The organism is Holdemanella biformis DSM 3989 (genome assembly GCF_000156655.1).
GTDB lineage: Bacteria > Bacillota_I > Bacilli_A > Erysipelotrichales > Erysipelotrichaceae > Holdemanella > Holdemanella biformis.
Genome location: NZ_DS996840.1, coordinates 83120 through 95879 on the forward strand (window position 1 = coordinate 83120; position 12760 = coordinate 95879).

10 protein-coding genes and 1 pseudogene are annotated in these 12760 nt (G+C 33.9%); 2 read left to right on the forward strand and 9 right to left on the reverse strand.

Annotation, left to right across the window (positions count from 1 at the left end):
• Window positions 1–507 precede the first annotated feature (507 nt).
• The 5 genes from EUBIFOR_RS01265 to EUBIFOR_RS01285 all read right to left on the reverse strand — a co-directional run bounded on the left by EUBIFOR_RS01265 (window position 508) and on the right by EUBIFOR_RS01285 (window position 6541).
• The gene (locus EUBIFOR_RS01265; RefSeq protein WP_040466026.1) at window positions 508–1809 is read right to left on the reverse strand and encodes a hypothetical protein; all 1302 of its coding nucleotides are present in this window, start codon (window positions 1807–1809) and stop codon (window positions 508–510) included.
• An 8-nt stretch (window positions 1810–1817) separates the two neighbouring features.
• Entirely contained in the window at window positions 1818–2357 is a 540-nt protein-coding gene (epsC, locus tag EUBIFOR_RS01270; protein ID WP_003864078.1) for a serine O-acetyltransferase EpsC, read from the reverse strand.
• 44 nt (window positions 2358–2401) lie between these two features.
• A complete protein-coding gene (locus EUBIFOR_RS01275; RefSeq protein ID WP_040466027.1) occupies window positions 2402–3136 on the reverse strand; it encodes an NAD-dependent protein deacylase in 735 nt (244 codons plus the stop codon).
• A gap of 58 nt (window positions 3137–3194) precedes the next feature.
• Window positions 3195–5747 carry an ATP-dependent Clp protease ATP-binding subunit gene (locus tag EUBIFOR_RS01280; RefSeq protein WP_003864080.1) on the reverse strand — a complete coding sequence of 851 codons (2553 nt, stop codon included), beginning with the start codon at window positions 5745–5747 and terminating at the stop codon, window positions 3195–3197.
• Window positions 5748–5872: 125 nt separating this feature from the next.
• Window positions 5873–6541 (reverse strand): transaldolase family protein, encoded by a 669-nt coding sequence (locus tag EUBIFOR_RS01285; RefSeq protein ID WP_003864081.1) that lies wholly within the window; start codon window positions 6539–6541, stop codon window positions 5873–5875.
• Window positions 6542–6681: 140 nt separating this feature from the next.
• On the opposite strand from EUBIFOR_RS01285, the gene EUBIFOR_RS01290 reads away from it, so the two are divergent.
• On the forward strand, window positions 6682–7428 hold the full coding sequence (locus tag EUBIFOR_RS01290; RefSeq protein ID WP_003864082.1) for a DeoR/GlpR family DNA-binding transcription regulator: 747 nt from the start codon (window positions 6682–6684) through the stop codon (window positions 7426–7428).
• 16 nt (window positions 7429–7444) lie between these two features.
• Here EUBIFOR_RS01290 and nagA read toward each other — a convergent pair whose 3' ends face one another.
• A complete protein-coding gene (nagA, locus tag EUBIFOR_RS01295; RefSeq protein ID WP_003864083.1) occupies window positions 7445–8584 on the reverse strand; it encodes an N-acetylglucosamine-6-phosphate deacetylase in 1140 nt (379 codons plus the stop codon).
• 161 nt (window positions 8585–8745) lie between these two features.
• Here nagA and EUBIFOR_RS01300 point away from each other — a divergent pair, with 161 nt between their 5' ends.
• Window positions 8746–9939: an FprA family A-type flavoprotein gene (locus EUBIFOR_RS01300; protein ID WP_003864084.1), complete on the forward strand. Its 1194-nt coding sequence runs from the start codon at window positions 8746–8748 to the stop codon at window positions 9937–9939.
• A gap of 15 nt (window positions 9940–9954) precedes the next feature.
• Here EUBIFOR_RS01300 and EUBIFOR_RS01305 read toward each other — a convergent pair whose 3' ends face one another.
• The 3 genes and pseudogenes from EUBIFOR_RS01305 to EUBIFOR_RS01315 all read right to left on the reverse strand — a co-directional run.
• Complete coding sequence (locus EUBIFOR_RS01305; protein WP_003864085.1) at window positions 9955–11262, reverse strand: RsmF rRNA methyltransferase first C-terminal domain-containing protein; 1308 nt, start codon at window positions 11260–11262, stop codon at window positions 9955–9957.
• Complete coding sequence (locus EUBIFOR_RS12040; protein ID WP_003864086.1) at window positions 11259–12446, reverse strand: M23 family metallopeptidase; 1188 nt, start codon at window positions 12444–12446, stop codon at window positions 11259–11261. Before EUBIFOR_RS12040 ends, EUBIFOR_RS01305 begins: the two co-directional genes overlap by 4 nt.
• 39 nt (window positions 12447–12485) lie before the next feature.
• Window positions 12486–12760 (reverse strand): annotated as a pseudogene (locus EUBIFOR_RS01315) (O-antigen ligase family protein); the annotation flags it as partial.

The window sequence follows — 12760 nt, forward strand, 5'->3', positions numbered from 1 at the left end:
GCACTTTTTTGTTCTAAAATGAAACAATGATGAAATCTTTAACTTATATTCACGTTTATTTAATCCAAACCATACTCAATATTCTTCCTTTTTTCTGGATCGACGTATTTTACGACAATCAAACCTATATTGGAAATCAGTTAAATCACCCCATCTATTTATTTTTGTGGGCACTTAGTTCAGCTTTTGGCTTTTATTATTATTCAAAGAAAATCTGGGAAAAACAGAATGTGAAATACAATAAAAAAAATCATGCCCTAATTTGTCTTGGCATGATTCTTTCATCTTCAATTCCATATAACAATATTACAATTTTAAAAGATCTACACGTATGGCTATCCATCCTATTTGTCGCTTCATTCATTATGGAATGGTTTTTCTATATTCCTGTAAATCTAAATAAAAACTCAATCCTGTTTTTCATCAATACCGGATTGAGTTTTGTGTTCACATTTATGTTTGGCCATATCACAGGCTTTTGTGAGATTTATTTTTCTTTTACTACAACTATTCTACTACATCATTGGTTGGTTCAGGATAAATCTTATCAATTTTAGCTAAATAGTTTTTAGCTTTCTCAACAAAATACATACGATTACCAATCTCAAGAACCTTTTCAAAATACATACGAGCTAATTTATAATCTTCTTCCACAAAGGAAATTAAAGCGATATAGTAACATGAATCCACTTGTTGAAATGGAAAATTTGCCCTTTGAAGCCCTTGTAAATAATACTTCTTACATGTGTTAAAATCTCCATCCATTAAATGAATCTTATTTTCAATAGCTGCCATTTCTTCACTTTGAATCATGATACCAGCACGTCCATAATGTAGACGAATACTTTGTGCTTCTTCTTTACAACGAGATAATCCATCTTCATCTTTTAACATATAATCAATATAAGACATCAATGACCAATATTGTAAAGAACTTGCAGCATCCTTTCTAGGATATGAAATCAATACATCTTGAGCTAATTCTGGATCATTTAAATAAATCAAGCATTGCGCAAGTAATGTATGTTGTTTTAAACGCGTATGTCCTTTTGAATTTGTACAATAGTAAATAATAGCACTCGCACACGCTTCTGGATCACAATCTTCATATAATAACCTTGTGATTGGAAGAAGAGATACTGCACGATATCTTAAAACAAGATTAAACGCAAATAAATAGAACATCAACAATACAGCTAGAAGCAACATATTATTGATCAAAATTAAAATCACCAATAAGGCAACAATACCTAAGGCATAGATTCCATTTAATTTACGAACATTTTTACGACATGTCTTTGCGAGTTCTTTATAAGACTCATCTAAATTATGATGGATCTTATACATACGAACCAATTCATCATCATTTGAAAAATTAAATTCTCTACGCTCTTTAGAAATACTAGAGCGTAAACTCAACATTCCATAAATACAAACAATAAAGGCAGGAATCACAAGTAGAGTTCCAATATAAATCATATATTCTGGTAAGAAAAATATTAAAAACATTATGATCCATGGACTTATATTGAAACGAGCCGTTACATATTGACCAATATAAATAATATTTATAATCCCCGAAATCAATAGGGCATCCCCAAGATATAAAATCCACATATTATTTTGTAGATAGGTCAAAACTTGATTCAATGCTTCTGTATTTACACCTGGAGCTTGACTTAAAGCACTTGAAAACATATCTGAATTCAAATCCACTCCACTTGAAAATACAACTGCACTCAAGGCTAAGCCAACCACAAAAGCGACACTCATCGCTATTAAATGGGATTTACAACGATATTTCCACATATAACCACCTATTTCTTCTCTATAATTCTTGCAGGAATACCCACGGCTGTAGCACCTTCAGGTACATCTTTTAAAAGTACCGCATTGGCCCCTATACGACAACCCTTTTTTAAAGTGATATTTCCTAAACATTTGGCCCCACAACCAATATATACACCATCCTCTAAAGTAGGATGTCTTTTTACATGTTGCTTACCTGTTCCACCTAGTGTAACACCATGATAAAGCTGACAATCATCACCAATAATTGCCGTTTCACCAATCACAACACCCATACCATGATCAATCATCAATCCTCGACCAATCACAGCACCAGGATGAATTTCAATACCCGTCCAATGCCTTGCTCGATTACTTACCCAACGGGCAATAAATGTATGATTGTGCACCCAAAACCAATGGGCCATTCGATGCAGGCCAATCGCTTTGATGTGCGGATATAGCCAAAACACTTCCCATTTAGAATGGGCTGCAGGATCAAGCTGCATTGTTCGATTTATGTTATACAATCCATCACGTATAAAAGATCTCTTGTTTTTTTCTGACATGACAAAATTTTAGTTGATTTATGTTCAAATTTCAAGTTTAGTGTTTATTTCACATAAACTTCACATAGTGAATCATCTAAAACTTTTCCAATTGAATCATGAATCACAAGATCCGCCTTTGAATCCATGTTCGTAGTGTCTCTATTTATCAACACCAAATGTTTACCATGGAAATAATTAATCAAGCCTGCTGCAGGATATACAACCAAGCTTGTTCCACCTACAATTAAAAGATCTGCCTTTTCAATCGCATGAATGGCTGAATACAAAGTATATTCATCTAAACCTTCTTCATATAAGACTACATCTGGCTTAATAATGGCACCACACTTAGGGCATCTAGGAATACCATCACTATCCCTATACTTCATCATATCCTCTAAAGAATACTTTGCTTGACAATGTGTGCACGTATTTCTTAGTACACTTCCATGAAGCTCATATACATGTTTAGAACCCGCCATCTGATGTAAACCATCAATATTCTGTGTAACGATAGCCTTTAATTTACCCATCTGTTCCAGTTTTGAAAGAGCAAGATGCGCCTTATTCGGCTTTGCGTCCGAATAAATCATCTGATTAAAATAAAAGTCAAAAAACTCTTTGGGATGACTTAAATAAAAACTATGTGACAACATAATTTCAGCAGGATAAGGATATTTCTTTTTATACAATCCATTATCACTACGAAAATCTGGTATGTTACTTTCCGTTGACACGCCAGCTCCACCAAAAAATACAATATTATTACTTTCTTGAATCCATTCTTTTAAAGACATACTATCACTTCCTGACCCTATTATACCTCGAAATCCAAAAAGAAAGGAAGATAATTCACTATCTTCCTTGAATATCAAATGTGTACTCGCCATCTTGACAATCTACATGGATTACATCCCCTTGCATAGCGCCAGTTTTAATCATTTCCTTCGCAATCTGTGTTTCAAGATTTCTTTGAATATAACGCTTCATAGGACGAGCCCCATACACAGGATCTACACCCATTTTGGCAATTTGATTATATACGGCATCACTTACATTCAATGTAATGTCACGATCTGCCAAACGTTTTTGTAGTAAACCAACAAATTTATGGGCAATCTTAATAAAGGCTGAATCATTTAATGCATTAAACACAATAATTTCATCGATACGATTAATGAATTCTGGTTTAAAGTGACGTTTTACTTCTTCCATATATTTTTCATGAATATTGCCAGATTCAAAGGCATATTGACTACCTAAATTTGACGTTAAGATAATAATTGTATTCTTAAAATCAACAGTAACACCTTTCGAATCTGTAATACGACCATCATCCAAGATTTGAAGTAGCACATTAAATACATCTGGATGTGCCTTTTCAATTTCATCAAATAAGACAATACTATATGGATTACGACGAACTGCCTCGGTCAATTGACCACCTTCATCATATCCCACATATCCTGGAGGTGCACCAATTAATCGTGCCACACTATGCTTTTCCATATACTCACTCATATCAATACGCACAATGTGTCTTTCATCATCAAATAACTGTTCTGCCAAAGCTTTGGCAACTTCTGTTTTACCAACACCTGTAGGGCCTAAGAACATGAAAGATCCAATTGGACGATTTTCATCTTGAATCTGTGCTTTTGAACGCAAGATCGCATCCGTTACAAGTTCGAGAGCTTCATCTTGCCCAACTACACGTTTTTCAAGTTCTGCTTTCAAATTCAATAATTTTTCTCTTTCACTCGCAACCAAACGCGTAACTTCAACACCTGTCCATCTAGAAACGATTTTCGCAATCAATTCCTCATTTACCGTTTCTTGAATTAATGCATCCTCTTTTTGACTTGCCTGTTCTTTTTGAATACGAGCCTCTAATTCTGGAATCGTTCCATATTGAAGTTTCGCTGCATCTTCATAACGAGCTTCATTACGAGCTTGTTCCAAATCTAAACGAGCCTTCTCCAAACGTTGTTTATCTTCTTTTTCATTGGCCAAACCACGCTTTTCATCTTCCCACTTAGAATGCATCTCATCACGTTTTGATTGTAAAGAAGCCAATTCACCTTCAATTTCTTCTCGACGTTCAACCGCTCTTTTATCTTCTTCTTTTTGAAGGGAAGTCTTTTCAATTTGAAGCTGCAAGATCTTACGCTGTAATTCATCCAATTCTTGAGGCATACTTTCCATTTCAACTTTTAATGTAGCACACGCCTCATCCACCAAATCAATCGCTTTATCTGGCAAGAAACGATCTGTGATATAACGATCCGACATTGTGGCTGCCGCAATTAAAGCTTCATCCAAAATACGCACACCATGATAGCTTTCAAAACGATCTTTCAATCCACGCAAAATACTAATTGTATCTTCAACACTTGGTTGTGCCACTTGTACTTTTTGGAAACGACGCTCTAAAGCTGCATCCTTTTCGATATACTTACGGTATTCATTAAATGTTGTTGCACCAATACAATGAAGTTCACCACGAGCTAACATTGGCTTTAATAAGTTAGCGGCATCCATGCTACCTTCTGTTTTACCAGCACCAACTAAGTTATGAATTTCATCAATAAATAAGATGATTTGTCCATCCGATTTTTTCACTTCATCCAAAATGGATTTTAAGCGCTCCTCAAATTCACCACGATACTTAGCACCCGCAATCAAAGATCCCATATCTAATTCAATCAATCTTTTCTCTTTTAAAGACTCTGGTACATCCCCCTTCATAATACGCCAAGCAATACCTTCAACAACGGCTGTTTTACCAACACCTGGCTCACCAATTAAAACGGGATTATTCTTTGTCTTACGCGATAAAATCTGCATAACACGACGAATCTCATCATCACGACCAATAATTGGATCAATCTTACCATCACGCACATCCTGGACTAGATCACGACCATATTTCTTTAAAGCTTCTACATTCTCTTCTGAATTTGGCGTATCAAATTTCTTTCCATTACGACGCTCTAATTCAGCTTTATAACAAGCATCCTTATTCAAATTAAAAGTTCTAACCAATTCTTTAGAAATATAAGAACGATTGAATAATAAAGCTAAGAATACACTAGCCACTGATAAATAAGTCTCATCATGTTGACTTGCCCAGTTTTGTGCATCCTCAAACGATTTTTGGACTTCATTTGATAAATTTATATTACTTGTCGAGCTCTTTGCGACACGATTTGATTCTTTTTGAACCATCTGTAAAGCACGCGCTTTATCTAAACCAATACGCTCAAATAAACCATCCAATACATCATCCTTAAAAATCGTCTCCAACATATCCACTGTATCCACACTAGGATGTTGGTTAGATTTCGCTAAATTGATCGCATCCATTAAAATTTTCTGTAAACGCTCTGACATTTGTTCGATATTCATAAATAAGCACCTCCTTGTACTTAGCACTCACTATTTATGATTGCTAATGATAGTATAACACTCTTTTTGGCACTGTCAACACTTAAGTGCTAATATTTTTTGAAAAAGAAAAAAGTAGATTTTCTCTACTTTTCGAATGTGTTACGATTATAAGCTCTTTGCCAATTCACACTAAATTCACCAACCGCAATCTTTGTTCCTGGATGATCAATCATTTGATATAAAACATCACAAGGAACAGTCACAGCTTGAATACCTGCCTTGATCAATTCATGTACTTGATATGTATTTTTAAAGCTTGCAGCAATCACTTTAGCCGGCATATGATTCACTCTTAACATTTCAATCAAGTCTTTAACATCTTGTACACCATCCCCATAATTACACATACGATTTGTATAAGGTGCTAAATATTCAGCTCCATTCATAGCTGCCAAAAATGCTTGATCTGCAGTATAGATGGCTGTAGCCAATGTGTGAATGCCTAATTTTTTACATTCCTTGATAGCTCTTAATCCTTCATGTGTAACAGGAATTTTCACATACATATTTTTATTACGAATGGAAGAAATCATTTTAGCCTCTTCCATGATTCCCTCGAAAGAAGTTTGTACAGTTTGAATAAACAACAATTGATCTTCGCTCAACACTTCGCATAAATCTTTTACAACATCCATGGCTTCTCTGCCTGATTTTGTAAGAATTGTAGGATTTGTCGTAACCCCAGTAATTGTTAGTAAATCGTTTAGTTCTTTAATTTGTTCAATATTTGATGAATCAATAATCAATTCCATGATAAATCCTCCTTAAGTTCATATGTATCCTAACACTTGATAAAATCCGTTTCAACATCCATTTCACATCAAACAAATTATCTTAAATAAACACAATAAAACATGTTTCTTTATGTTCTTTTTTGTGCTTTAATAGAATTATGAACACAACACAAAGAAGATATGAAATCTATGAAAAATTAAAAAAAGATAAAACAGTACAAGTTAATGAATTAGCTAAAGTATACGCAGTTTCCTTAATGACGATTCGAAGAGATTTAGATATGCTTGAAAATCAAGGCCTTGCCACAAAAAGCTATGGAGGAGCTACATTAAACGAGTCTATATCTACAGAACCGGCTTTTGAAATCAAAGAAGGCATTTCTCAATCCGATAAAAAAGAAATTGCGATATTCGCAAGTACACTCATTCATGATAAAGACTCCATCTATTTAGATTGTGGTACAACCTGCCTTGAACTCTTTAAAAGAATCCATCATAAAAAGATCACTATATTCACTAACTTTTGGAAGATTCTTCAATACGTTGATCGTAATACAAAAGCTAAAATCATTATGGCTCCAGGAACCTATAATCCTATTACACAAGCAGCATTATCTGAAAGTACGATTCAATTCTTTCAAAATTATTATATTGATAAAGCTTTTATCTCTGTTTTAGGAATCGATTTAGACTATGGTGTATCTATCCCTAGCATGAGTGATGCACTTGTCAAAAAAGCCATTCTTGCTTCTTCAAACAAAAAAATTTGTATGGCAGACCATACAAAATTTAATAAAAAATATATGTCAAAAATTGCCAATATTGATGATTTTGACATGATCATCACCGATAATAAACTAGATGATACTATAAAACATGAAAACATTATAAAAGCACATTCGTGAATGTGCTTTTTGTTTATTAAAATGCTTTTTGACCTTTTACGTAAGTCATTTCAACAGAATAGTCATCATTCAATACAACGAAGTCTGCATCTTTTCCAGTTTGAATCGATCCTTTACGGTCATCCACATTTAACATACGAGCCGGATTCAATGTACAAGCATTGATAGCTGTTTGCCAAGGAACCAATGCCTTTTCTACTAAAATACGAAGTCCATCATTGACATGCAATGTGCTTCCTGCAAGACCCTTTGTATCTGTTAAATGAGCACTTCCATCTGGATATAATTCGATTTCGTTACCACCAAATAATACTTTTGTACCAACTGGCAATCCCTTCACCATTAATGAATCTGTAATCATAATGCAGTGATCTGGCCCTTTAGCTGTAAAGTAATCATTTAATGCTTCATAAGTAGAGTGGTTACCATCACAAATAATTTCACCATATACATCTCTATAACGCATAGCTGCACCAACAAGTCCTGGTTCACGGTGATGGAATTTAGTCATACCATTGAATACGTGAGTCATTGAGTTTGCCCCATTCGCAATAGCTAAACGAGCCTGTTCAAAAGTAGCTCCTGAGTGACCTTGACTACATACAATTCCATTTGCACGTAAGAATTTTGTTAATTCAAAATTATCATCATGTTCACAAGCCATAGTCACAATTTTAATTAAATTATTAGAAGCAGCTAAATAACGTTTAAATTGTTCTACATCTGGTTTTACACAATATTGTTCTGGTTGAGCTCCCTTGTATACTTGGTCCAAATAAGGTCCTTCAAAGTGAATACCTAAAATTTCTGCACCTTCATACCCTTCTTCAACCACTTTCGCAACATTTTTAACCGCATTTGTCAAAACTTCTTCGGATTGTGTAATTGTTGTTGGAAGAATACCTGTAACACCTTCTTTAACGATGTTTTTCATCCAGTTACGAAGACCTTCTTCATTCGCATCATTTGTATCAAATCCATATGCACCATGTGTGTGCACATCAATAAATCCAGGAATAATTCTCTTATCTCCATAATCTTCATCCACATCTTTTTGGCCATATGGATAGATATTTACAATCTTTCCTTCTTCTACTTCAATTTGGGCTGCCAACCAAGTATTTACCACCCAAACTCTTTTACTTTGAATAATCATATCGACAATTCCTCCTAGCTTTTATTATACTCTCAAGAAAAAGAAAACACTTACACTTTTTAGTTGACTTTTTATATTTTTTATTTAAAAAATGTAAAAGTGTGCAAATGAATAGACATAACTCATAAAAAATTTTAAAATAAAGAAAGAGGTGAATTAAAATGAAAAGAGCTAAAAAAATTATAGATAACGTATACTGGGTCGGAGTAAGAGACTTAAACAACCGCCACTTCCATGGTGATTTATATCCAATTGATGAAGGATGTACATACAATGCCTATTTAGTGGTAGATGATGAAGTTACATTATTCGATACAGTAGAAGAAGAATTTACAGAAGAACTGTTAGAAAGAGTGGAATCCGTACTACAAGGAAGAGAAATTGACAATATCGTTGTTCAACATACAGAACCGGATCATTCTGGTGGATTTAAAAAAGTATATGCCAAATATCCAAATGCGAAAGTTTATGCATCTATTTCCGGAAAGAAAAACATGATTGAACAATACTTTGATCAAGTACCTTATCAAGTCGTTAAAACAAACGATACAATCAACACAGGAAAATATGATTTTGTCTTTGTTGAAATGCAAATGATCCATTGGCCAGATAACATGTTGACATATTGTCCACAATTAAAAACTGTATTCTCAAACGATGCCTTTGGACAACACATTGTAAACTTTAACTTAACAGATGAAGGATTAGATAAAGCTTATTGTTTAAAACAAGCCAAAGAATACTTTGCGAATATTGTTCTACCATATACAACACCGGTACAAGCTAAATTAAACCTTATTCTAGGCATGAATTTAGACATTGAATATATTATGCCTGCCCATGGTATTATCTGGAAAGACTATATTGGTGATATCATTGAAACTTATAAAGGTATTGCAGCTCAAAAAACAGAAAACAAAGCCGTTATTGTATATGAATCTGTATGGAAACATACACAACAGATTGCTGAAAGCTTAGCTGAAGGGTTCAGTGATGCTGGTATGGATGTAAAAGTCTATAAATTATCGGATACAAAATCAAGCATTGTCATGCGCGAAATCATGGATGCTAAAGTCGTATGTATTGGATCTGGAACCTACAACAATGTCATGGCACCAAGTGTTGCAGCTTTCCTTGAACACATTCGTCCATGTAAATTGAAAAACAAAAAAGGATTGGCCTTTGCCGCATACGGATGGTTTAACCAAGTCGCAAAAGAAATCGATACAAGGATGCAACAATCTGGAATTGAATCTTGTCACGATGTCATCAATCAATGTTACACACCAAGTGATGATCAATTAGAAGACTATTATAATATCGCAAAAGAAATCGCAAAAAAATGCCAGGAATAAATTTTCCTGGCATTTTTAGTCTATATTCACATGTGAATTTGGCAATAAACGAAGTCCTTTAGGAATCTTGTTTTTGATTTGCCTTCCATCACTCTTGCCAAAGCCAAACGGATGTCCTTTGTAACATACGGCAACGTAACCTTTATCACATTCCTTTTGTAAAACTTCACCATGCATAAAAAGATCCATCTCTTCTAGCGTTACTTCTACTTTTCTTTTATAGTCAAAATCTGCAACCATATAAAAAGAATGACTTGGCTCAAAACGATTCTTAATAACATCTCCTAAATATACGCCCTGACGTAATACTTTTACTTTTTTAAAATCCACAAAACAAACATCCATACCATAGACTCGATCATTATCTATATAGTAATAGTTTGGTAATGTATTCAATTGTTCCTTCAAAAATTTCTCAGTAATCTTATCTATTTTTTTAGATTTTAAAATTGGAAGTTTACCTGCAATACCGGATTGTTTCTTGAATTTTGCAATGAAATGGCCTTCACCACCATCCATTGGAAAGATACGACGCACATTTAAATCTTTAAATCCTTTTCTTCCCCACAAAACTTCAGGATCTACAAGTTGAATATCTTCATGTTTTTCTAAAAAAGATAACACAACATCTTCATCTTCTTCCAAAGCATATGTACAAGTTGAATATACCAAAGTACCACCCGGTTTCAACATCGAATACGCATATTCTAAGATTTCTTTTTGGCGAGCTGCACAAAGCTCAATATTTTCAATACTCCAATGATTCAAGGCAATATCATGCTTTTTAATCATACCCTCACCACTACAAGGAGCATCTACTAATATCTTGTCGAAACAACAATCAAATACTTTCGCAAGCTTATCTACACTCGAATTGGTTACAGCTACATTTTTAACACCCATACGCTCTATATTGGATAAAAGAATCTGTGCTCTTTTCGCATCAATTTCATTCGATACTAAATACCCACTTTTTAAATGAGAAGCAATCTGCGTACTCTTTCCACCAGGAGCTGCACATAAATCCAATACATAATCATCTTCTTGCACATCCAAGATTTCGACTGCACTCGATGCACTTGGTTCTTGTAGATAGAAGCATCCACAAATATGGTAAGGATGATTTCCCAAGGGTTTATCTACATAATAGCTTTCCTTACAAAATTGACTTGGACTTTCTAAATGATCAAATTCATTTAATTCTGCCTTTTTTAAATTAATACGCATACCACGATATAAAGGTTTTGATAAAGATTCCATATATGCATCATATTCATCTTTTAATAATTCCTTCATTCGTGAAAAATACATTTCTTGACTCATAAACCCTCCAAAACTATCTCAGGATCTATACGACACGCATAGTCTGAGCATGTTGCAGCTGCATTAAAGCCACATCCAAAAGAAAAATCAGCACCACTGTTTCTAAAATATTCTACAGTCGAATTCAAATCCTGTTTTAACTCAAACACCTCTATATGTGTATGAGGACCTGTTGAATTTCCACTATTTCCACTTTTCGCTATAACTGTTTTTTGACTGACTTGCTGGCCACTTGTTACATAGATTTCATTAGACAAGTGTGCATAACTAACCGCATATAACTTATCATGAACAGCTACCACCATACAAATCGAATTGCCGGCTCCACTTGGCCATCCACACATATTTCCAAGATATCCATTATTAGATTCTACAGGTGCATGCGCATACAATACTATGCCATTGGCTAGGGCATACACATCACTATACATACTACTTGCGATATCCAAGCCCAAATGAAGACTTCCATCTGGATATGACCAGCATCTAGCACTGATTGTACCATTTTCAACCGGATTTTGCCAAAAAGAACTATATGTATCAATCGCATAATTTCCATCAACTAAACAAGACATACCCTTGTTTTCTAAAATTTCATATCCGCCATATGCAGGTAATGCATCATTTCCAGCAATCATTGCATCTTGATCAAACTCTCCCAAATCATTGAATTGAGACAAACTTGAAAAGCGCTCAAACAAACGCTTTTGACAATTGTCTAAACGAGTTAAATAAGATTCACATAAATCAAGCTTATGCTTATTCTTTTTCCATTGTTTTCTACTTTTCAAATATTGATTTTGACTACACTTATATTCATTGAAACATTTCGTTAAGTCCTTATCTATCCAGTACGATTGAATCATACAATCTTGTTTTTGAATCGCATTTAAGTCTAAGCCATACTCTAGCTTTTTAAGTTCATAATAGTTCTTTTTCTGTATATATTTTGATTCAAATTTATCCTTTTTTTGACTTTGAATCTCTATTCTACAAATTAGATCCGCCTTTTCAATTTGAATCGCATTTGTTACATCTCTACATTTCAAAGATAAAAAGCTGGCCTTACTTTCGTCAACTATTTCTACTTTTGATTCTATATTTGAAATTAACCTTTCATAATCTGGCACATTCAATGTTTGAAGACCAATAAAAAAACAGACAAAAAGAGATATATATTTCATAAAACTCCTTCTACTGTCTGTCTTCTAAATTTATTGTATTTATTTTTCTTTGTACATGCAAGCACTATTTAAAATAATAAAACATAATGTTCCTGTCGCAACAATATTTAGCGTGCAATCTAACAACCCATAAATCAATACGATTGCTATAAAACACATCATCATACCAAATAAAGCTGGATTTTCTTTTCTTGTATTCGAAGTAAAGATTTCTTTATTCAATACAAAAGTGTAACATAACACAAGAATTGTTCCGATTACACCATAAGAAAGAATAGAATCTATATAAATATTATGCGCATGCGGTGCCTTAT

What these genes read in the sequence shown, in the direction of transcription:
- EUBIFOR_RS01265 (WP_040466026.1), bottom strand. Translation starts at nt 1,809, where the DNA reads ATGTGGAAATATCGTTGTAAATCCCATTTAATAGCGATGAGTGTCGCT.
- EUBIFOR_RS01305 (WP_003864085.1), bottom strand. Translation starts at nt 11,262, where the DNA reads ATGAGTCAAGAAATGTATTTTTCACGAATGAAGGAATTATTAAAAGAT.
- EUBIFOR_RS01285 (WP_003864081.1), bottom strand. Translation starts at nt 6,541, where the DNA reads ATGGAATTGATTATTGATTCATCAAATATTGAACAAATTAAAGAACTA.
- EUBIFOR_RS01280 (WP_003864080.1), bottom strand. Translation starts at nt 5,747, where the DNA reads ATGAATATCGAACAAATGTCAGAGCGTTTACAGAAAATTTTAATGGAT.
- EUBIFOR_RS01290 (WP_003864082.1), top strand. Translation starts at nt 6,682, where the DNA reads ATGAACACAACACAAAGAAGATATGAAATCTATGAAAAATTAAAAAAA.
- EUBIFOR_RS01275 (WP_040466027.1), bottom strand. Translation starts at nt 3,136, where the DNA reads ATGTCTTTAAAAGAATGGATTCAAGAAAGTAATAATATTGTATTTTTT.
- EUBIFOR_RS01300 (WP_003864084.1), top strand. Translation starts at nt 8,746, where the DNA reads ATGAAAAGAGCTAAAAAAATTATAGATAACGTATACTGGGTCGGAGTA.
- epsC (WP_003864078.1), bottom strand. Translation starts at nt 2,357, where the DNA reads ATGTCAGAAAAAAACAAGAGATCTTTTATACGTGATGGATTGTATAAC.
- EUBIFOR_RS12040 (WP_003864086.1), bottom strand. Translation starts at nt 12,446, where the DNA reads ATGAAATATATATCTCTTTTTGTCTGTTTTTTTATTGGTCTTCAAACA.
- nagA (WP_003864083.1), bottom strand. Translation starts at nt 8,584, where the DNA reads ATGATTATTCAAAGTAAAAGAGTTTGGGTGGTAAATACTTGGTTGGCA.